The following is a 21113-nucleotide window of genomic DNA, read 5'->3' on the forward strand; positions in this document are numbered from 1 at the left end:
TAGCTATATCTACTAGGCGCTCACTAGCAGCTATTTAGCTTGAGTAAGCGAAATTCGCTTCGCTACCCGGCCAGCTGCACCTGGGCTACCAGGGCGGTACTACCGCCCTGGTCGTCGTCCGTAACCAACAGCAGCTCCAGCGTGTGTGCATCTAGGGTACGCCGCACGGCCAGGCCTTCCACTTTGCCCAGGTAAGCGCGGCCATCGGCCCAGGCGAGGCGGGCAAAGGAGGCTGTGGAGGCGTCCAGGTCTACCACTCCCACGAAGGAGCCCAGCACAACACCGTCGGCTACGGCATCGGCAGTGGCCTCCACCGAGGCCGTGACGAGCAGCACGCCACCGACGTAGGTAGCGCCCGAAAACCCGGCCGCGTGGCCATCCAACCCGGGCAGCTCGAAGGGCAGCACCCGCGCGGGACCCGGCGCGGGCATACCAGGCCCCAGCAGGTGCGCCAGCACCGCCCCCAGCGGCACCCCAAACAGCAGCGCCGGCCCCCCGCCCACCGACCGCTGCAACAGCAGCAGCTCGGTAGCGGTGGTGGCCGCCGCCTCAATATTGAGGGTGGTGCCGGGCGGCAGGTGGGCCCGCAGCTGCGCATACAGCGGCTGTAAATCAAGCGCCTGCACCGGCGTAGCGGCCTCGCCGGGGCTAGCCGGCAAGCTCACAAAGTAGCCCTTGTCGCGGTTGGGCCGCGAGCCCGAGCCGCAGAGCAGCAGCCCGGCCTGCCCGCCAGGGCCTACCACGGCCGCCATGCTTTCGAGGTCGGGCTTGCTGGCCTTGGGAATGCGGCCGGTGCCAAAATCAGTGGTTTCGAACAGTTGCACCCGGCCGGTGGCAGCCAGCGTGGCCGCATCGAGCAGGTAGAGGTAGGGCGCATCGTCGCTGACGACGTAGGCAGTAGCCCCAACTATTTCTACCCCCGACGCCGAAGGCAGGTGGGGTAGCACGATTTCGGAAAGAATAGTCGCCGTCACGGGCAGCAGGTTTTTTCCCAAAGTACGTGCGCCGGGCACGAAGGGCCGGGCCGCGCTAACGGGCCACACTAAGTAGCCACAGCGCCACGGCGGTACTAGCCCAGCGGCGCCGGAACTAAGCTGAACCGTTGGTAACGGACGCATAACATCGGCCTACCCAACACCCGTAGAAAGCGCCCAAACCCACCTGCTTGTTTGCCAAGCCACCCCGCGCCGGGGCTAGCCCCCGGCCGGGTGGGCCGCTCACCAACTGATTTAATCCTGGGCCTGGTGTCCAGCCTGTATGCACGACCTGGTAGACTTTCTTTTTGGCCCGCACGCCACTTCCCAAACCATTACCGATGTGCAAATGACCACGCGGGCGGTTATCGTCTTCTTTGCGGCGCTAGCCCTGCTGCGGCTGTCGGGACCACGCACGTTTGGCGGTAGCACGGCCTTCGATTTGGTAGTTAAAATTATGCTCGGGGCCATTTTGAGCCGGGCGGTGGTGGCAGCATCTTCTTTTGGAGGAACGCTGCTGGCGGGCCTGGCCTTTGTGCTGCTGCACCGGGGGCTGGCGTGGGCCTCGTATCACTACGACTGGGTTGGCAAAATTGTGAAAGGCCAGGTGTACCTGCTGGCCGAAAAAGGCCAGGCTCGGCCCGAGCAGCTGCGTCAGCTTAATCTTAGCGAGAAGGATTTGCGCGAAGGCTTGCACGAAAACGGCAACGTAGGTACCCTGGCCGATACCGAGGCCGTGTACCTGGAGCGCGACGGTAGCATTTCGGTAGTGAAAAAGAAGGGCTAGCGCCGGGCGCTGGCTTTTTAAGGTTAGCAGCAGGAGCAGGCTGGCAAAAGCGAAAATTCCGGGTTAGTAGCATCATTCGATTTCGATTCATCGTAAGGCGCAACCAGGCACTTTTGCCTGCTTCAGGCAAGTCAGATTTTCTCCAAAATCTGGCTCTAACTTGTTCTTTTCCACGCATTGCACTGCCCTAAACAGCTTACCTTACCTTCACCCTTCCCACAGGAAACCGCCATGCTTCACATAAGCCACGACAAGACTGACACCAAGACATTTGAGATGCAGGGCAAATGCCCGTTTGGCGGCGACCGCATCGGCGGGGCCGAGGGCACGCCGCCTCAGCTTTCGGACTGGTACCCCAACCGCCTGAAAGTAGAATCGCTGCACCAGAATGGCCCGCAGGCCAATCCGCTCCACGACGGCTTCAACTACGCCGATGCCTTCAACTCCATCAATTTGGAGGAATTGAAGCAGGAAATCAAAGGCTTCCTGACTTCATCGGTGGACTGGTGGCCCTCCGACTATGGCAACTACGGCCCGCAGATGATACGGATGGCCTGGCACTCGGCCGGCACCTACCGCATTGCCGACGGCCGCGGCGGCGCCGGCGAGGCCCTGCAGCGCTTCGCCCCCATCAATAGCTGGTGGGACAACGGCAACACCGACAAGTCGCGCCGCCTGCTGTGGCCCCTCAAGCAGAAGTACGGCAGCGCCCTTTCGTGGGCCGACCTGATTGTGCTGACCGGCAACTGTGCGCTGGAAATCATGGGCTTCCCCACCTACGGCTTTGCCGGCGGCCGGCACGATGCCTGGGAAGCCGACAACCGCACCTACTGGGGCCCCGAGGTGTGGGACCCCAAGAACATCAGCTCGCCCGATAGCATGGTAAAGCGCGACAAGCGCTGGCGCGGCCACAACGGCGACGCCGACTACGACCTCGAAAACCCGCTGGGCGCCACCCACCAGGCCCTTATTTACGTGAACCCCGAAGGCGCCTACGGCGACGGCGACCCCGTGAAGTCGGCCCGCGACATTCGCACCTCGTTTTCGCGCATGGCCATGAACGACGAGGAAACCGTGGCCCTGATTGCCGGGGGCCACGCCTTCGGCAAAAGCCACGGCATGACGCCGGCCGCCGAAATCGGCATGCCGCCCGAAATAGCGCCCATGGAGGCCATGGGCCTGGGCTGGCACAACCCCCGCGGCAAGGGCAACGCCGAAGACACTATGACCAACGGCATTGAGGGCAGCTGGACGCCCCACCCTACCCGCTGGGACAACGACTACCTCACCAACCTGTTCAAGTTTGACTGGAAGCAGGTAAAAAGCCCGGCCGGCTCACTGCAGTGGACGCCTAAGGACCCCGACGCGCCCAAAACGCCCGACGCGCACATCCCCGGCCAGCAAAACGCCCTGATGATGATGACGACCGACATCGCCCTCAAGGTAGACCCCGAGTACCGCAAGGTGTGCGAGAAGTTTTTAAATGACTTCGACGCCTTCACCCAGGCGTTTTCCAAGGCCTGGTACAAGCTGACGCACCGCGACATGGGCCCGCGCGAGCGCTACCTCGGCCCCGAGAAGCGCAACGAAAACGACCTGCTCTGGCAAGACCCCATCCCGGTGGCCGACTACACTATAATTGGTAGTGAAGATATTGAGGCGCTGAAGCAGGAAATCCTAGGCCTGGGCATTTCGCCTTCCGACCTGGTATTCACTGCTTTTTCGGCGGCCGTTTCGCACCGCAGCAGCGACAAGCGCGGCGGCGCCAACGGCGGGCGCCTGGCGCTGGCCCCGCAAAAAGATTGGGTAGTGAACCGCCGCACCGTGCCAGTAGTGGCGGCGGTGCGTGGGCTGATGGAAAAGTTTAACGGCCAGGCTACGGGCGGCAAAAAGGTATCGCTCGCCGACCTCATCGTGCTAGGGGGCTGCGCTGCACTCGAAAAAGCCGCCGCCGACGCGGGCGCTACTATCGAGGTGCCCTTCACGCCGGGCCGCCGCGATACTACGCAGGAGCTGACTGACGTCGAGATGTTTACCTGGCTGAAGCCCGTGGCCGACGGCTTCCGCAACTACCTCGACAAAGGGTTTGCCGACATCTCGCAGGGCGTGGCCCCCGAGGAAATGTTCCTCGACAAGGCGCAGCTGCTCTCGCTGACGGCCCCCGAGTGGGTAGCGCTAACCGGCGGCCTGCGGGCCATGAATGCCAACCACGACAACTCGCCCTACGGCATCTTTACCGACCGCGTGGGCACGCTCACCAACGACTTCTTTAAGGTGCTGACCAGCACGGAGTACGACTGGAAGAAGGCCGACGCCACGGGTATGACTTTCGCGCTCGAACCCCGCGAAGCCGGCAAGAAAAGCTTCGTGGCCACCCGCGCCGACCTCGTATTTGGCTCGAACAGCCAGCTGCGTGCCGTGGCCGAAGTATTTGCCGGCCGCGACGGCCACCAGCGCTTCCTGAAAACCTTCGTGAAGGCCTGGGACAAGGTGATGATGCTTGACCGCTACGACGTAAAAATCAACGAGCCGGACGTGGTGGAGTGCTAACCAGGGCCCTTGCCTAGTGCACTGGCGCCTGGCTAGGGCCACAAAATACCTAAAACGAACGCCCTGGCGCAATTGCACCAGGGCGTTCGTTTTGAAAGGGTGAGGTGGTAAACTGCTAGCTCAGCTTGCGGTAGCGCACGCGCTTGGGCTCCACGTCGCCGAGGCGCTTGCGCTTGGCTTCCTCGTAGTCGGTGAAGTTGCCCTCAAACCACACCACTTCCGAGTCGCCCTCAAAGGCCAGGATGTGGGTGGCTAGCCGGTCCAGAAACCAGCGGTCGTGCGAGATGATAACGGCGCAGCCGGCGAAGTTCTCCAGCGCATCTTCCAGGGCCCGGATGGCGTTCACGTCCAGGTCGTTGGTTGGCTCGTCGAGCAGCAGCAGGTTGGCACCCTGTTTAAGCGTCATGGCCAGGTGCACCCGGTTTTTCTCGCCGCCCGAAAGCGTGCCGACCTTCTTCTCCTGGTCGCCGCCCCCGAAGTTGAACTTGCTGACGTAGGCCCGCGAGTTGACGGGCCGGCCGGCTAGCAGCATGGTTTCGGTACCGCCCGTGATGGTGTCGAACACCGACTTGCTGCCATCGAGCGAGTCGTGCTGCTGGTCGATGTAGGCCGTTTGCACCGTAGGGCCCACCACGAAGGTGCCCGCGTCGGGCGCCATCTGGTCGGTTATCATCCGGAAAAGTGTGGTTTTGCCCGCGCCGTTGGGCCCAATGATGCCCACAATGCCGCCCTGCGGCAGCGAGAAACTCAGGTTCTCAAACAGCAGCTTGTCGCCGAATGCTTTGCGCAGGCCTTCGGCCTCAATTACTTGCGCGCCCAAGCGCGGGCCGTCGGGGATGAACAGTTCGAGCTTCTGCTCTTTGTCCTTGGCTTCTTCGCCGGCTAGCTTCTCGTAGTTGGCCAGGCGGGCTTTGCCCTTGCTCTGGCGGGCTTTGGGCGACATACGCACCCAGTCCAGCTCGCGCTGCAGGGTTTTGGCGCGCTTGCTTTCGGTGTTTTCTTCCTTGGCCAGGCGCTCGGTTTTCTGCTCCAGCCAGCTGCTGTAGTTGCCCTTCCACGGAATGCCCGAGCCACGGTCGAGTTCCAGAATCCAGCCCGCCACGTTGTCGAGGAAGTAGCGGTCGTGGGTTACGGCGATTACCGTGCCCTTGTACTGCTGCAAGTGCTGCTCCAGCCACAGCACGCTTTCGGCGTCGAGGTGGTTGGTGGGCTCGTCAAGCAGCAGCACATCAGGCTCTTGCAGCAGCAGGCGGCACAGGGCCACGCGGCGCTTCTCGCCGCCCGAAAGGTTGCCGATTACGGCTTCCTGGGGCGGAGTGCGCAGGGCGTCCATGGCGCGCTCCAGCTTGCTGTCGAGGTTCCAGGCGTCGAGTTGGTCCAGCCGCTCCTGCACCTTGCCCTGGCGGTCGAGCAGCTTGTCGAAGTCGGCGTCTTCGGCGCCGAAGGCCTCGTTTATTTCGTCGTATTCTTTGAGCAGGGCCACGGTTTCGGCCACGCCTTCTTCTACCACGTCGCGCACGGTTTTGCTAGGGTCGAGCTGGGGCTCCTGCTCGAGGTAGCCCACCGAGTAGCCGGGCGAAAACACGACTTCGCCCTGAAACTGCTTGTCGACGCCGGCAATGATTTTCAAGAGGCTCGACTTGCCCGAGCCGTTGAGGCCGAGCACGCCGATTTTGGCGCCGTAGAAAAACGAGAGGTAAATATTTTTGAGAACTTGCTTCTGGGGCGGGTAAATCTTGCTTACCCCGGCCATGCTGAAAATAATGGTGGGTTGGTCGGACATGAGGGGCCAGGAACTGGTAAAGGATGAGTGGACTAGTTGCAAAGCTACCGTTTAAAAACAGCTCGGGCCGCTAGCCCCCAACCGAAAAAAAACCACTCTTTGGGGCTGGCAAACACGGATTTTGCCCGCAACGCGTTGGCAAGCCGGGCCCAAGCGGAAACCTAAATGCGCCAACACCGTCCTGCTGAATGCCCGCAACCAATTTTGCGCGTAAACTTGTAATTCATTCCCGTACTGCGTTCGGTGCCCCTCACCTGGCTAGCCAACGTTTTTGCCCCACTCTACCTTTCCCATTCCCCAATGGAACTCCCCGACCACCCGCTCACGGAAGCTCGCCGCTATGGCTACGTGGAAGACGGGGGCGTGTGGCTACGGCCAACGCTCGGCCAGCCGGCCCGTCGCATCGGCCAGGTAAAAGATACCGACGACGATGCCCTACGCTATTTTGGCCAACGCTACGAGGCGTTCCGGACCAAAATCGACGAGCTTTTGCAGCGCATGCAAGCCGCTGATAACCAAGGCTCTTTCCTGATGAAGCTGCTGCACCTGCAGGAGCAAACCAAGCAGCACGATGGCCTCGGCGACTACGAGAGCCTGCACCGCCGCCTGCAGGAGGCCGAGCAGCAACTCAACGTGTCGGTAGCCCGCAACCGCGAGAAAAACCTGGCTACTAAAGTCAGCCTCATTGCCCAGGCCGAAGCCCTGCGCGACACCGTGGAGTGGATTACAGCCAGCGAAACGGTGAAGGACCTGCGCCAGGCCTGGCTCAAAACCGGGCCCGTAGACAAGGCCCTGACCGAGGACTTGGAAAGCCGCTTCCACGGCGCGGTACAGGAGTTTTTCGACCGCCGCAAGGCTTTCCAAACCGACCGCAAGGCCCTGGCCCGCCGCACCGTGGAGCGCTACCGCGACCTCGTGAACCAGGCCGAGGCACTCAAAAACTCCGACCAGTTCGAGGCCACTTCACGCCAGCTTAAGCAGCTGCAAACGGCGTGGCGCGAAATCAACGGTACCTTGCCCAAAAAGCAGGCTGCCGAGCTGTGGACCAAGTTTCGGGCCGCCAACAACCACTTTTTCGAGCGCCTCAAAAAGCACATCGAAACCCAGCGCCCCGTGGAGGTGCGCGCCGGCGCGGCCCCGGGCTCGCCCGAGGAAAGCCTGTTGCGCAAGCGCGAGCTGGCCAAGCGCGCCGAGGCCCTCATTGCCCTGCCGCCCAACCAGGGCGTGACCCAGGCCAAGGCCCTGCAAACCGAGTGGAAGCAGAGTGGCGCCGTGCGCGGCCCCGAGAGTGACCAGCTGTGGCAGCGCTTTATGCTGGCCTGCGACAAGGTGTTTGAAATGAGTGCCTTAGATTACTACCTGCGCAAGCGCCAGGCCGAGGGCGCCGCGCCGCTAGCCCCCGCCGAGCGGGCGCAGGCTGCCACGGTGGCCCTGCGTAAATTTATCGAGAGCGACCGCCAGGAGCTGGCTACGCTCCAGGACAATTTGGGTAAGCTCAACTCTTCGGCGGCCAACGACCAGTTCCGGCAGTTGTTGCAAGGAAAAATTCGCACCTTTGAGCGGAAGATTCAAACGAAAACCGAGCTAATTGCCCTGTTTCAGCTGCCCATCACGGGCTAACCTTCACTGTCGCGCTTACGTAGCGCCGGTGCTACTTATATTTAGCAACCTTTTTTCACGTCTTTCCCACTTTCGACTATGTACTGGACTCTCGAACTCGCTTCCTATCTGGAAGATGCGCCCTGGCCCGCCACCAAAGATGAACTCATTGACTTTTCTATCCGCTCGGGCGCCCCGATGGAAGTGGTTGAAAACCTGCAAGGTTTGGAAGATGATGGGCAGCCCTACGAGAACATCGAAGAAGTATGGCCCGACTACCCGACCAAGGAGGACTTCATGTTCAACGAGGACGAGTACTAAGGTCAATTAGCAGTTATCAGTGAGCAATTAGTAATTGCTCGTCAGGCACTTGCGCTAGGCTCCTTATCCTACCACCAAGCTTCGCTGAGATTGATAACTGCTACTTGCTCACTGCTAATTGAAAACCTAATCGCGGGGTACCCCAACCGGGTGCTGCTCCGCGATTTTTCGTTGGCGCTGCCCACAGCGCCAACCTTCGTGGCCGTGCTAGGGCACAACGGCGCGGGCAAAACCACTTTGTTTCGGGTGCTCACGGGGCAGCTGCCCTACCAGGGCTCGGTGCGGCTGGGCGGGCCCGAGGAGCTGCGCACGCTGCGCGGCCCGGCGCTGGCCCGGCGGCTAGGCTACCTGCCCCAGCGCGGTGCCCTCGGTTTTGGCCTAGCCGTGCGCGAGCTAGTGGTGATGGGCCGCTACCGCCACCACGGCCTGCTGAGCAGCTACGGCCCCAGCGACTACGCCCGCGCCGATGCCGCCCTGGCAGCCGTAGGCGCCGGTCACCTGGCCCAGCAGGACTTCCGGCAGCTTTCGGGCGGCGAGCAGCAGCTGGTGTGGCTAGCCCAGCTTAGCCTACAAGACGCGCCGCTGTACCTGCTTGATGAGCCCACGCAGCAGCTGGACGTGTACCACCGGCGGCGCATTTTTGCCTTGCTAAGCGCCTGGGTAACAGTGGAAGGCCGCACTATTTTGTGCAGCACCCACGACCTGGACAGCCTGCCCGAAATACCGGGCTTTCTGCTGAATGTGTCGCGCCCGCAACCGGCGCTGGTGCCCATCAAAGAAGAATCAGTGCAGGCCGAGCGGGAGTTTCTGGAGCGAACCCCGCGCCGGCCTTAATTTGGCGGCGTGGAGCGGGCCACCAGGCTCGTTTCGCCTTTCTGCATGGCTACCGCCCCGCGCCGCGCCCCCCAACCCGAGCTGTGGAACCGGCTCGTTGCGCTCGACCTCGATGGCCCCGCCGCCCTACCTTTTTCGCGCCGGCTAGCCCGCGATAATGGCTGGCCGCCCGCCTTTGCCGAGCGCGTAGTGCTGGAATACAAGAAGTTTGTGTATCTGGCCGCCACCTGCGGCCACCCCGTCACGCCCTCCGACGAGGTAGACCAGGCCTGGCACCTGCACTTGGTATACACCCGCTCGTACTGGGATGAGCTGTGCGGGCAGGTGCTGGGCTTTGCGCTGCACCACGGCCCTACCCAGGGCGGGGCGGCCGAGGGCCACAAGTTTCAGGATTGGTACGCGGCCACGCGGCAGGCTTACGAAGCCGCCTTTGGCAGCGCGCCCCCGGCCGATATCTGGCCGCCGGCCGCCGTGCGCTTTGGCGATGCACCGCACTTCCGCCGGGTAAATATGCGGGGTAAGTGGCTGCTGCCCAAGCCCCGGCTGCCCCGCTGGCAGTGGCCGCGGCTAGCCACCGGGCAGCTGGCGGCGCTGGCCCTGGCGGCCCTACTGGTGCTGGCCGGCTGCACTGCCCGCACGCCGCTCAATCCGTTTAACTGGTACGGCACCGAGTTTCTGCTGCTCTTCTGGACGCTAGGTGCCACTCTGCTGCCGCTGGCCTGCTGGGCGCGCTACCGGGGCCGGGGGCCACTGGAAGACTACCCCGGCGAGCTGCCCAGTACCTACGCCCTGGCCCGGCTAGCCCAGCGCGGCCGCCTGGTGGCCGATAGCGCGCTGGCGGCGCTTTCCTACGCGGGGCACATTGTGTTTCCGGCCCCCAATGTGGTGATGCGCACCAGCCAGGCGCCCCCCACCAACGCTTACGAGCTGAGCATCTGGCGCGAGATAGGCCCCACCGGCTCGCCGCTGGCCGAAACCCGCCGCTGGGGCCTGAGTGCCAGCAACGCTGCCCTGCGCGCGCTCGATGAGGAGCTTTTGGCCACCGGCCTGCTGCTACCTGCCCCGGAGCGCCAGCGCCTCAACCGGCTGCCGCTGGCCGCCGCCGCCGCGCTAGGCCTGTTTGGCCTGGTGAAGCTACTGGTGGGGCTAAGCCGGGGCCGGCCGGTAGAGTTTCTGATTATCTCCCTAGTTGTCCTGGCGTTTGCCACCATCCTTCTTACGCAGCTCGGGGCCTGGGCTACCGGCCGGGGGGCCACTGTGCTGCGTGGCATTGCGGAGCGGCTAGCCCGGCAGCGCGGCCGGGCCGATGGCCCGAACGTCGTTATTATGGCCGTGGCGGTATTGGGGATAAGCAGCCTGCACTCGCTGGGCCTCGGCCAGCTGGCCGCTAGCCTGGCACCGGCTGCCGATGGTAGCGGCGGCGACAGCGGCGGCTCGGGCTGTGGCGGCGGTGGGTGCGGCGGGGGCGGCTGCGGGGGCTGTGGCAGCTAGCGCCGCCCCGGCCGGCCACGCAGCACGTGCCCGATAGAGCGCATAAATGGTCCCGGTGCCACCGAATTCATGATGCGCAGGTTGTCGGCCCAGCTGGTTTTTTCATCCAGAAACTGAAAGATGCGCCCCACTGGGTTGTGCTCGAACAGCTGCTGGAAGATGTCGCGGGTCATCTCGCCCCGGCGCTGCATAATGTCCAGCAGCAGCGTGTCGAACAGGCGAAACTGCCAGCGGTCGCCGGTGGGGTCGGCGGGCGGCTGGCCGGTGGCCGCCAGCGCCGCCACCAGCCGCGCCGACTGCGCCTGAATGCGCCGGAAAGCGTAGCCCGTGCTAGGCTTGGCGCGCCCGGCCCGGGTGCCAAGGTTAATGATGTGCGCCCCAACCGTGGCGGGCAGCGGGTGGTCAGTCATCGGGATGGCGCCCACTTCCTCAGCCGTGATATGGTACTCGGCGTCGGCCAGCCCTAGCGCATTTTGCAGATAATCAACAATATGCCTTTCGTAGTCAGCCTTCGCCAGCACCTGTGCCGAAAACAGCGTGTACTCGACCAGGGCGCGGCGCGGGCCAAAGGGCAGCACGTACATAAAGCGCGCCTCGTGGTGCTGCTCGCCCCGAAAATCCATGAACTCGACCACGCCGGGGTTGAAAACGTCGCGGGTAGTCTCAATTTCCCACCCCACAAAGTGTTGCAGCAGGTAGCGGTGCTTAGCGGGCCGGGGCTCGAAGTAGGGCGGGCGGCTGTCGAAGGCGTAGCGGGCGGTGAACTCCTCGCCGGCCTCGGTGCGAACCCGCACGCCCGCCGGCGTGTTTTCGAGCTGGCTGGCCCGGCCGCGCAGCACTGTGAACTGCGCCGGCCGGGCAGCCAGCGCCTGGTGCACGAATTGATAAAAATCTAAGCCTTTAATAGTACGATAGCGATACTGGCCCAGGGCGAAAACCTGCGCAAAACCGGGGCTGCGGAAAGCTATGTTCGCCCACTCGCCGGTGGCTAGCCCGTCGAAGGGCGTGGGCTCATCGGCCCAGAACGACCAGGTGCGGTCGTTCTGGTCTTTGGCCTCGGGCTCGATGAGCAGCACACGCTTAGCGGCCAGGCGCGGCTCCTGGGCCAGGTGGTAGGCCAGGCTGAGGCCAGCCGCGCCGCCGCCCACCAGCAGGTAGTCGTAGGTGGGCGCAGAATCGGGGGGCTGGGGCATGGCACAAAGATGGGGCTAGCCAACAGCTTTGCTGATTTAGTGTTAGGTTCGTAGTCGCAAGTCTGTGATTAGCCACAAACTAGTATTTTTTTTAGTATTTCCCGGTGCGTTTTTACGACCGGCTCTATCTTACGCTATGTCCCTGAAATCGGTGCTCTATTTTATGCCGGCCGTAGCCATCGGCTTATTAGCTGCTTCCACCGCCCAGGCCCAAACCGTGCTGTGGGCGGCCAAGGTGGAAGCCGTGTCGTCGCAAAAAGCCAAGGGCAAGGAGCCTTTTGCCCCCGAAAAGGTGCTGGGCGAGCCCAACTCCCAGCCGCTGGGCCAGATTAACAACGAAGCCTGGATTCCGGCCAAGGATGGCTCCAACGAGTTTATCGAGGTGCGCTTCGCCAAGTCGCTTATCGCGCAGCAAGTAACGGTTATCGAGAGCTTTAACCCCGGCTCGGTTACCAAGATTGAGTTGATTGACATTAAGGGCGAGCACCACGAAGTGTACACCAACAAGAACCCCGGCCCGCTGCCCGAGTCTTACCGCACGCTGCAAGTCAAGTTCAAGCCCGAGAAGTACCGCACCATCGGGGTGCGCGTAACGATGAACACGGCCAAGGTAGACGGCGTAAACCAGATTGACGCCATCGGCATCGCCAACGTGGACGTGCAGATGGTGAAGCAGGATTTCAAGAACCCCGTCAAGACGGACGTCGAAACCGTGCAGATGGACTCGACGCTTAAGAACCTGGGGCCCAACATCAACGGCAAGTACGTGGATACGCACCCCGTAATTTCGCCCGACGGGCGCACCATGTTTTTTGCCCGGCAGTTTCACCCCGGCAACGTGGGCGGCACCCGCGACCCGCAGGACATCTGGTTTTCAAAGCTGGTGAGCGGCAAGACGCAAAGCTGGGGCCTGGCCAAAAACCTGGGCACCCCGCCCAACGGCCCCGAAGACCCCAACGGGCTAGCCTCGGTGTCGGCCAACGGCCAGGTGGCGCTGCTCATCGGTGTGTACGAAGACGGCTTTATGCAGCCCAAGGGCTTCAGCACGAGCCGGCGCTCGCCGGGCGGCTGGAGCGTGCCGCAGAAGGTGCAGATTGACAACTTCATCAACAAAGACCCCGAGCACATCGACGGCTTCCTGGCCACTTCGGGCAAGGCGCTGCTGATGGCCGTGGAGCGCCCCGACGGCCAGGGCGGCCAGGACATCTTCGTGAGCTTCCCGAAGCCCATTCCGGTGGGCGAGCAGCCCGACCCCAAGCGGGCCACGCAGTGGAGCAAGCCCATCAACCTGGGCAAGAATATCAACACGCCCGGCGCCGACTTTGCCCCCTTCCTGGCTTCTGATGATAAGACGCTATATTTCGCTTCTGATGGACACGGCGGCTATGGGAAAAGTGATATTTTTTACTCGAAACGTCTGGATAGCACCTGGACGCACTGGAGCGCCCCGCGCAACCTGGGCCCGGTGGTGAACTCGCCCGATTTTGACGCCTACTACACCGTGTCGGCCGCCGGCGACAACGCCTACCTCGTGTCGACCCGCAACGGTACCGATGGCTCGAAGGACATCTTCCGCATTGCGCTCGCCCCGGCTTTCAAGCCTGAAGTGGTGACGCTGGTGCAAGGCAAGGTGCTGGATGCGGTGACCAAAAAGCCCATCCGGGCCATTATTCACTACGAAAACCTGGTAACGGGCGAGGAAATCGGGGTGGCCGAGTCGTCGCCGGTCGATGGCTCCTACACCATTGTGCTGCCGGCCGGCGTGCAGTACGGCTACCGCGCTGAGGCTGTGGACTATATCGCCGAAAACGCCAGCCTCGACGCCACGGCGGCCGACAAGTACACCGAGAAAAACCAGGACTTGTTTATGGTGCCCTTCAAGGTGGGCCAGAAGGTGAAGCTCAACAACATCTTCTTCCCGCAGAGTAAGTATTATTTGCAGCCCAGCTCCTTCCCCGAACTGCTGCGTTTGGTAAAAATTCTGCGCGATTACCCGACCGTGGAAATCCTGATTGGCGGCCACACCGACAACCAGGGCGACCCGGCCCTGAACCTCAAGCTAAGCGAAGACCGGGTAGAAGCCGTGAAGAAGTACTTGGTTAGCAAGGGTATAGACCCCAAGCGCCTTACTACGAAGGGCTTCGGCGGTACCGAGCCCATTGCCAGCAACGAGCAGGAAGAAACCCGCCGCTTCAACCGCCGGGTAGAGTTCACGATTACCAAAAAGTAAGGCTGGCGCGGCGGGGCGCATTCAAAAAATCGGGGCTAGCTTGCCCGGGCAGAATTTTTTTCTCCGCGTTTCGTTCATCCCGACAAGATGCTTCGCCAGCCTAGCCTGACCAACTTTTTTTCTGCCCCGCCCGGCTTGCGCCGGTGGCTAGGCCTGCTTGGTGCGGGGCTGCTGGCCGCCGGCCCGGCGCGGGCGCAGGACGTGTTTTTTTCGCAGGCCTACGCCAACCGGCAGGCCGATAACCCGGCCTGGGTGGGCCTGGTTGATGATTACAGCGCCACGCTTGGCTACCGCGACCAGTTTCCGCAACTGGCCGGTACGTTTCAAACCGTGCAGCTGGCCGCCGACTGGCGCCTGCCCAAGCCCGGCCTGCACCACGCGCTAGGCCTGCTCGTGAGCCAGGACCGCACCGGCGCGGTGGGCTACACCCGCTTTGGGGCCACGGCGCAGTATGCCTACCACACCCGCCTCACGCGCACGCTGGCCCTGAGTGGCGGCGCGCAAATAGGCTACGGCCGCCAGCGCGTGGGCTACGACAACCTCACGTTTGGCGACCAGTACAGCGCCGATGGCACCTACACTGGCGCCACGGCCGAGAGCCTAGCGGGCTTTCCGCCAGTGAATTACCTCACCGTGGGGGTGGGCGGCGTGCTCTACGCCGAGCAGTTTTGGGTGAGCCTGTCGGGCCAGCACCTCAACCGGCCCGACCTGGGTTTTAGCCGCCAGGCAGGCCTGCCCATGCGGCTGGCCCTGAGCGGCGGCTACAAGCTTTTTTTGCAAAAGCCGGCCGGCTACGGCCACGGCGAGCAGCGCGAAATCAGCTTCATTCCCACCCTGAGCTACACCCATCAGGGCGGCTCGCAACGCTCGGAGGCGGGCGCCTATTTCGTGGCCGACCCCGTGACGGTGGGCGCCCTCTACCGCAACCTGGCTAGCCCCGACCTGGGCACCCAGCACGTGGTGGCGCTGGTGGCCGGCGTGGCCTTCGGCGATTTGCGCGTGGGCTACAGCTACGACGTGGGCGTGAGCCAATTAGCCAGCGACTTGGGCGGGGCGCACGAAATAACTTTGACCCTGCGTGCGTTTGACAAGCTGGAAAGCGCCTTTCGTCGGCTCCGACGCCGAGATTATCCAATTTCTCCTTGCCCCAACTTCTGATTGTTTGTAATATTGCAACCAAATTACCCGTCATAATCTATTAGCGCCCTCGGCAAATTCCTTCGTTATGAGATTTACCAACTATTTAGGCCTGCTGGCCGCTGGCTCGTTAGCCCTGGCCAGCTGCAACAAGGGCAACCGCACGGCCACCAATCCGGGCAAGAACTCTTCCACCACCGGCATCGAGTATAATACCGATGAAGGCATGAAGGTGACGGATTTCAAGAAAATCCCGACCGGCCCGGGCCTCGTCTACATTGAGGGCGGCCGCACGGTGCTGGGCTCGCAAGAGGAAGACGTGACCAACAACCACGACAACATGGAGCGCACGGTGACCATCGCCTCGTTCTTCATGGACGAAGCCGAGGTGGCCAACATCCACTGGCTCGAATACCTGCACTTTATCCGCAAAGACTCGTCGGAGGAGAAGTACAAGGCTGCCCTGCCCGACACCACGGTGTGGGCCCGCGACCTGTCGTTCAACGACCCCTACGTAACCTACTACCTGCGCTACCCCGGCTTCCGCTACTTCCCGGTAGTGGGCGTGAACTGGCTGCAAGCCGATAGCTATTGCGCCTGGCGCACGGCCAAGGTAAATGAAAACCTGGCCAAAGGCGGCGGCGGCAGCAGCAAAGGCGGCGGCTTGTTTGGCAAGAAAAAGAAGAAAGGTGATGCTGGCACGTCGGCCGAAGGCGGGGCTACCGCCGCTAGCGCCGGCGCCCTGGCCGATGGTAAGGGTGGTGCCTCCATCGAAAACGGCAACTCGCTGCCCAACTACCGCCTGCCTACCGAGGCCGAGTGGGAGTACGCTGCCCAGGCCCTCGTAGGCACCCAGGAAGTTGGCAACGAAAACCAGGAAGAGAAGCGCATTTACCCCTGGGATGGCCGCTCGACCCGCAACCCGTATGGCAAAGGCCAGGGCCAGTTTCTGGCGAACTTCAAGCGGGGCCGCGGCGACTACGCCGGTATTGCCGGCAGCCTGAACGACGGCGCCATGATTACGGAGTACGTTTACGCTTACCCGCCCAACGACTACGGCCTGTATAACATGGCCGGCAACGTGAACGAATGGGTGCAGGACGTGTATCGTCCGCTCTCGTTCCAGGACGTGGAGGACCTCAACCCCTTCCGCCGCAACGGCGTGGGTGACGATGCCAAGAACTACGACAAGAAGGGCTACCAGAGCCTCGTAGACGACCACGTGCGCGTGTACAAAGGCGGCTCGTGGCGCGATGTAGCCTACTACCTCTCGCCCGGCACCCGCCGCTTCATGGCGGAGGACTCGGCTACTTCGACCATCGGTTTCCGCTGCGCGATGATTAACGCCGGCACCAACAAGTAGACCACAGCTGTTTATTTCAACAAGAAAGGCCACCCCGCTCGGGTGGCCTTTCTTGTTATCTAGCGAGGTATAACGGGGGCTCTTTCCCTCCTAGCCTCTTTGATTTCCAGCCAATTCCAGTCTGGCCAGCCTGCGCAGCGGGCATATTCGCACTATCCTCTCAATCCGTTTAATCGACGGTCAGGCGCAGGCGATGGTGGCGATGCTGACGGCCCTAGCGCCGGCAGCCAGCAACGCGGCGCCGCAGGCTTCGAGGGTGGCGCCGGTGGTGAGCACGTCGTCGACCAGCAGGATGTGGCGGCCAGCCACCGCAGCGGGCTCGGCTACTTCGAATACTGTAGCCACGTTTTGCCAGCGCTCGGCGCGGCCTTTGCGGGTTTGGGAGGCGGTGTGCTCGGTGCGGCGCAGGGCGTGGGCCGCGCTGGGGCAGGGCAGCGCGGCGGCTAGCCCCGTGGCAAAGGCGTCGGCCTGGTTGTAGCCACGGCGGGCCAGCTTGCGGCGGTGCAGCGGCACCGGCACAATGAGATTGAATTCCGGCCCTAGCCCGGCGGCGGCTAATTCAGCACCGTAGAGCTGGCCCAGGGCGCTGCCCACCTGGCTCTGACCCCGGTACTTGAGCTGGTGCAACAGCTGCTGCACCCGGCCGTGGCGCAGAAAGTGCAGGTAGCTGAGCGTGTGCTGCACCGGCAGCTTGCCCCAAAAGCGCCGGGCTAGCGGGTTCTGGCCGGGCGGCAGCAGGTGGTAGTCGGTGTAGGGCAGCTCGGTGCGGCAGCCAGTGCACAGGTGCGCCTCGCCGGCCACCAGCGGCTCGCGGCAGGCCAGGCAGGGGCGCGGGAAGAACAGGGCCGCCAGGTCGGCCAGGAGCGGGCGCAGCATCATTTTGGGCAGGGATTTGGTTTAGGCAGTGGCGGGCGGCGGGCTACTTCGGGCGCAGGTCCGTCCTTTGCGGGGTCAAGCGGGCTAGCCAGACCTACTCAAGCCAAGGTACTGCCTGCGGGCAGCCTGGGCAAGTCAGCTTCATTTTATCACTTCTATATTTTCAATCGTGTCCCTCACCACTGATTTCAACGACTACCGCCAGCGCATGAACGAGCGCGTGCTGTCGTACGACAACAAGGTTATCAAGCGGTTTTTTAACCTTGATACCAACACCTACGCCGCCGGCGCTATCGACGTCAAAACCAAGGAGATGCTAGGCCTGGCCTGCTCGCTGGTGCTGCGCTGCGACGACTGCGTGAAGTACCACCTCGGCAAATGCCACGAAGAAGGCCTGAGTGACGAAGAAGTGTTCGAAGTATTCTCGATTGCCAATCTCATTGGGGGCAGCATCGTGATTCCGCACTTCCGCCGCGCCGTGGAGTACTGGGAAGTGCTGCGCGCCGAGGCGGCCCTGGCCGGCCCCGGTGCCCACTCATCGGCTAGCCACCCGCCCCATGCCCACTAGTAGCCAAGCAGGTACCGGCGAGAGCGAAGCCGAGTTCAACGAGCGCTGGGGCGAGCTGCTGGCGGGTATGGAGGAGCGCTTCGGCCGCCGGCCCGACCTGAACGCGCTGCTGCTGCTCATTGGGGTGCAGGAGCTGGGGCAGGGCGTGGCCGAGTTCACCAAAGAGCAGAAGCAGGACCTGATGCACATTGCTACCTGCAAGCTCTTCAGCCTCAGCGGGCATTACGCCCTGGAGCGCGTGGATGCCGAGGGCTGGCCGCACTACCGGCTGGTGACCCCCGTGCCGTTTGCCAACCTCAAGGAGCAGGAGCGGATGCTGAAATGGCACATCCTGGAATATTTCGACACGCTCGACGACGAGCAGTAAGCCAAGGAGTTCGCTTTTGAAAATCGTTTCGTATAACCTCAACGGCCTGCGCTCGGCGCTGGGCAAGGGGCTGCTCGACTGGGTGGCCGCCACTCAGCCCGACGTGCTGTGCGTGCAGGAAATAAAGGCCGGTACCGCCCCGCTCGACGTGAGCGGTCTAGCCGCGCTAGGCTACCACGCCTACCTGCACCCCGCCCAAAAGCCCGGCTACAGCGGCGTAGCCACCTTCAGCCGAACAGAGCCCCTGGCCGTGGTTACGGGCTGCGGTAATAGCCTGTATGACGACGAGGGCCGGGTGCTGCGGCTCGATTTTGCGGGCGTGTCGGTACTCAATACCTACATGCCCTCGGGCACGAGCGGGCCGGCGCGGCAGGCGTTTAAGGTGGCGTGGCTGCACTGGTTTCGGAGCTACGTGGCTGGCCTGCGGGCCGATGCCACAGTGCCGCCGCTCGTAATTGGCGGCGATTTCAACTGCTGCCAGACGGCCATCGACCTGCACAACCCCAAGGCCAACCAGCAAAGCCCCGGCTACACGCCCGAGGAGCGCCAATGGTTCCGGGACCTGCTGGCCGATGGCTTTGCCGACTCGTTTCGGCAGCTACACCCCGAAGCGCCGGGCCACTACTCGTGGTGGAGCTACCGGGCCGGCTCGCGGGCCCGCAACGTGGGCTGGCGCCTCGACCACCTGCTGCTCGATGAGGCGCTGCTGCCGCGCCTGCGCGGAGCCGGCCTCTGGCCCGATGCCGTGCACTCGGACCATTGCCCGGCCTGGGTCGAGCTGGCCGGCTAGCCCCTGCTGATGGCTAAAAAGCCCCAAGGCCCCGCCGCTTGCGTAGCGACGGGGCCTTGGGGTACTTTTTGCAGAAAGAAAGTGAAATTAATACTTTATTGACCAGCTACTTGCAGGCGTTGCGTGGTAAGCAGCTGGCCGGCCGCGTCGCGCAGCACTACGTGGTAGATGCCAGCGGCCAGGCCGCCCGTGGGCACTGCCAGCGGCGCCGTGGTAGCCTCGCTGCTTACTACGCGGGTGCTCAGGAGCTGGCCCATGCCGGAGTAGAGGCTTACCGAATAGCCGGCCGCCACGGTCCCGGCGAGGGTAACCTGCTGGGTGGCCGCCGGGGCCGGGTTGGGGTAAAGCGAGAACACCGCGTTGGCGGGGCGCGCATCCAGTACCACTATTGCCGACACGTAGGCGTGGCCATCGAGGTCAAGCTGGCGCAGGCGGTAGTACAGGGTGCCCGCCAGGCTGGCGGCCTCTTTGTCTTGCAGCGCGTAGGTGCGCGGGGTGTTGGTGGTGCCGGCCGCGGCTACTTCGCCAATGGCGCTGAAGCCTGCCACCAGGTCGGTGGCGCGCTCTACTACGAAGCGGGCGCTGTTGACCTCGGAGGCAGTAGCCCAGCTAAGCACCGCGCCGCCCGACTGCCGCCGCGCCGTGAAGCTGATGAGCGACACCGGCAGCGGGCTAGTGGGGGCCACAATATTCAGCGAGCCATTTGAGCTATCGGAGAAGGCGTAGTACACGCTGGTGTTGCTGACGAGGCTAGCCAGCCCGCCCACCTGAATGCCCACCTTCGAAAAATCTTTGGTGGTGTTGAAGCTAATGGTCTGGCGGCCATCGGGCAGCACATTTACCGAGAGCAGCGACGAGCCGGAGGCCGTTTCCAGCACATTGCCCGCATTGTCATAGGTGGTGAGGGTGATGCGGCTGAGGGCAGCCACATCGAGCAGCGTGTTGTTGCCAATCACCATGCCAGCCCGGTTGCCCGCATTGCCCTGGCCATTCAGGTCCAGGCGCAGGCCCGTCGTATTGTTCACCCCGGCGCCCACCGTAATCGTGGCCGCCGAATTGGGGTTGCTCGCCGCATTTTCTGGCGAGGACACGGTGCACAGCGCGCAAACGGTTGTATTGTAAGAGGTCTGGTAGTGGGTGCTAGGGTCGGTGAAGCTCGAAATGGTTTGCTGCGGCGAAGTCGAGGCCACGCCCACCCCGTAGTAAAGACGCAGGTCGTCGAGGAGGGCCACGGCATCGTTGCGCTCGATGGAAACGGCGTCGAAAGGCTGCGAAGCCTGGAAATTAATCAGCGACTTGCCGTCGGGCAGCACGCTCAGGCCTAGCAGCGATGCCCCGGAGGCCGTTTCCTGCAATACGCCGTTTTTGTACGTCTTCAGTGTCAGGTGGCTCAACACGCTCACGTCGAGCAGGTTGTTGCCCTGGCCCACCACAAAGCCAGCCTTGTAGGTGCCGGGCGCCGTGCCGGTGAGGTTCACCATCAGCTGCGCCGGGCAGTTAACCGAAGCCAGGCTGCTGAAGGTAGCGTAGTTGGTCGGGTCGTTGTCGACCGTCTGCGCGGCGTTATTCACCTTGTCGGTGCAGCCCGTTACCCGGTACTGGCCCACGTTGCTGCCGCTGGCGTTGGAAGTCAGGCCCATAATCTGGGCGGCCACGTTAGGCCCTATGCCGTAGGCGTAGTGCACGTTAATGGATGTGCCCAGGCTCACAATCGCCCCAAACTCTACTTCTACCTGGTCGAAGGACGCCGTAGAAATCAGTTCCATTTGCACGGGGTTGCCCTTGCCAGCCAGCAGCTGGGCACCAGCCGCCGATGCTGATACGAGCATCTCATCCTGCACCTTAGTCGGGTTCGTGCTGAGGTACGTCCGGATGGCAATGCCTCCTAGCGCGCTCAGGCTCACAAGCGAGCTGTTGGGCGAAAGCAACACGCCGCCCCGGTAGCCGGCCGGCGCAATACCGTTGAGCTGGTAGCGCAGCTTGGTAGTCCCCGCCAGGGGCAGGTACGCCGTTGCCGAGATGGCCACCGTGCCCACGGGTGTGGTTACGTCGGTTGTTACGCCGGTTGTGCAGCCCGCAATTGTGCAGGTGCGGGTTGGCGAAGCGCTAATAGGCGTGCCGGTCGAATAGTAGGCTGCGGCGTGTGCCCCCAGCGATACTACCAAAAGCAACGGCACTAAAAGGCTTCTCAAGATGTTGGCCGCCGGCCGGCCATATTTAATTTTTTCAAGAACTATCATAGTATGACCT

The 21113-nt window shown here is 63.0% G+C and carries 16 protein-coding genes and 1 pseudogene; 12 read left to right on the forward strand and 5 right to left on the reverse strand.

What is annotated here, in order from left to right:
- Positions 1 to 62: 62 nt before the first annotated feature.
- The gene (locus tag Q5H89_RS05355) at positions 63 to 947 is read right to left on the reverse strand and encodes a DUF6929 family protein (protein WP_305018270.1); all 885 of its coding nucleotides are present in this window, start codon (positions 945 to 947) and stop codon (positions 63 to 65) included.
- A 310-nt stretch (positions 948 to 1257) separates the two neighbouring features.
- Between Q5H89_RS05355 and Q5H89_RS05360 the strand changes: the two genes are divergently transcribed.
- Together Q5H89_RS05360 and katG are read left to right on the forward strand one after the other, a co-directional pair.
- Positions 1258 to 1761 (forward strand): DUF421 domain-containing protein, encoded by a 504-nt coding sequence (locus tag Q5H89_RS05360; protein WP_305018271.1) that lies wholly within the window; start codon positions 1258 to 1260, stop codon positions 1759 to 1761.
- Positions 1762 to 1992: 231 nt separating this feature from the next.
- Entirely contained in the window at positions 1993 to 4311 is a 2319-nt protein-coding gene (katG, locus tag Q5H89_RS05365; protein WP_305018272.1) for a catalase/peroxidase HPI, read from the forward strand.
- A gap of 115 nt (positions 4312 to 4426) precedes the next feature.
- Here the strand turns inward: katG and ettA are convergent, their stop codons facing one another.
- Positions 4427 to 6094 carry an energy-dependent translational throttle protein EttA gene (gene ettA, locus Q5H89_RS05370; RefSeq protein WP_305018273.1) on the reverse strand — a complete coding sequence of 556 codons (1668 nt, stop codon included), beginning with the start codon at positions 6092 to 6094 and terminating at the stop codon, positions 4427 to 4429.
- Between the two features lie 300 nt (positions 6095 to 6394).
- On the opposite strand from ettA, the gene Q5H89_RS05375 reads away from it, so the two are divergent.
- The 4 genes and pseudogenes from Q5H89_RS05375 (at position 6395) to Q5H89_RS05390 (ending at position 10339) form a co-directional block, all read left to right on the forward strand.
- A complete protein-coding gene (locus tag Q5H89_RS05375; protein ID WP_305018274.1) occupies positions 6395 to 7714 on the forward strand; it encodes a DUF349 domain-containing protein in 1320 nt (439 codons plus the stop codon).
- Between the two features lie 78 nt (positions 7715 to 7792).
- Positions 7793 to 8014: a DUF2795 domain-containing protein gene (locus Q5H89_RS05380; RefSeq protein WP_068339058.1), complete on the forward strand. Its 222-nt coding sequence runs from the start codon at positions 7793 to 7795 to the stop codon at positions 8012 to 8014.
- A 204-nt stretch (positions 8015 to 8218) separates the two neighbouring features.
- Positions 8219 to 8848, forward strand: a pseudogene (locus tag Q5H89_RS05385) (ABC transporter ATP-binding protein); the annotation flags it as partial.
- Between the two features lie 45 nt (positions 8849 to 8893).
- Positions 8894 to 10339 (forward strand): TIGR04222 domain-containing membrane protein, encoded by a 1446-nt coding sequence (locus Q5H89_RS05390; protein ID WP_305018276.1) that lies wholly within the window; start codon positions 8894 to 8896, stop codon positions 10337 to 10339.
- On the opposite strand, the gene Q5H89_RS05395 is transcribed toward Q5H89_RS05390, so the two are convergent.
- Complete coding sequence (locus Q5H89_RS05395; RefSeq protein WP_305018277.1) at positions 10336 to 11532, reverse strand: lycopene cyclase family protein; 1197 nt, start codon at positions 11530 to 11532, stop codon at positions 10336 to 10338. The two genes, Q5H89_RS05390 and Q5H89_RS05395, sit on opposite strands and share 4 nt — an antisense overlap.
- A gap of 136 nt (positions 11533 to 11668) precedes the next feature.
- Here Q5H89_RS05395 and Q5H89_RS05400 point away from each other — a divergent pair, with 136 nt between their 5' ends.
- The 3 genes from Q5H89_RS05400 to Q5H89_RS05410 all read left to right on the forward strand — a co-directional run bounded on the left by Q5H89_RS05400 (position 11669) and on the right by Q5H89_RS05410 (position 16262).
- A complete protein-coding gene (locus tag Q5H89_RS05400) occupies positions 11669 to 13762 on the forward strand; it encodes an OmpA family protein (protein ID WP_305018278.1) in 2094 nt (697 codons plus the stop codon).
- 87 nt (positions 13763 to 13849) lie between these two features.
- Positions 13850 to 14920 carry a PorP/SprF family type IX secretion system membrane protein gene (locus tag Q5H89_RS05405; RefSeq protein WP_305018279.1) on the forward strand — a complete coding sequence of 357 codons (1071 nt, stop codon included), beginning with the start codon at positions 13850 to 13852 and terminating at the stop codon, positions 14918 to 14920.
- A 67-nt stretch (positions 14921 to 14987) separates the two neighbouring features.
- Complete coding sequence (locus tag Q5H89_RS05410; protein WP_305018280.1) at positions 14988 to 16262, forward strand: SUMF1/EgtB/PvdO family nonheme iron enzyme; 1275 nt, start codon at positions 14988 to 14990, stop codon at positions 16260 to 16262.
- 180 nt (positions 16263 to 16442) lie between these two features.
- On the opposite strand, the gene Q5H89_RS05415 is transcribed toward Q5H89_RS05410, so the two are convergent.
- Complete coding sequence (locus Q5H89_RS05415; protein ID WP_305018281.1) at positions 16443 to 17138, reverse strand: ComF family protein; 696 nt, start codon at positions 17136 to 17138, stop codon at positions 16443 to 16445.
- Between the two features lie 208 nt (positions 17139 to 17346).
- On the opposite strand from Q5H89_RS05415, the gene Q5H89_RS05420 reads away from it, so the two are divergent.
- The 3 genes from Q5H89_RS05420 to Q5H89_RS05430 are packed head-to-tail and all read left to right on the forward strand — an operon-like array spanning position 17347 to position 18863.
- Positions 17347 to 17706 carry a carboxymuconolactone decarboxylase family protein gene (locus Q5H89_RS05420; RefSeq protein ID WP_369810643.1) on the forward strand — a complete coding sequence of 120 codons (360 nt, stop codon included), beginning with the start codon at positions 17347 to 17349 and terminating at the stop codon, positions 17704 to 17706.
- The gene (locus tag Q5H89_RS05425) at positions 17696 to 18073 is read left to right on the forward strand and encodes a hypothetical protein (RefSeq protein WP_305018283.1); all 378 of its coding nucleotides are present in this window, start codon (positions 17696 to 17698) and stop codon (positions 18071 to 18073) included. Before Q5H89_RS05420 ends, Q5H89_RS05425 begins: the two co-directional genes overlap by 11 nt.
- Before the next feature lie 16 nt (positions 18074 to 18089).
- Positions 18090 to 18863, forward strand: coding sequence for an exodeoxyribonuclease III (locus Q5H89_RS05430; RefSeq protein WP_305018284.1), 774 nt, complete (start codon positions 18090 to 18092; stop codon positions 18861 to 18863).
- A gap of 95 nt (positions 18864 to 18958) precedes the next feature.
- Here Q5H89_RS05430 and Q5H89_RS05435 read toward each other — a convergent pair whose 3' ends face one another.
- Positions 18959 to 21103 (reverse strand): T9SS type A sorting domain-containing protein, encoded by a 2145-nt coding sequence (locus Q5H89_RS05435; RefSeq protein ID WP_305018285.1) that lies wholly within the window; start codon positions 21101 to 21103, stop codon positions 18959 to 18961.
- Positions 21104 to 21113: the final 10 nt, after the last annotated feature.

This window comes from Hymenobacter cheonanensis (assembly GCF_030581075.1).
Taxonomy (GTDB): Bacteria; Bacteroidota; Bacteroidia; order Cytophagales; family Hymenobacteraceae; genus Hymenobacter.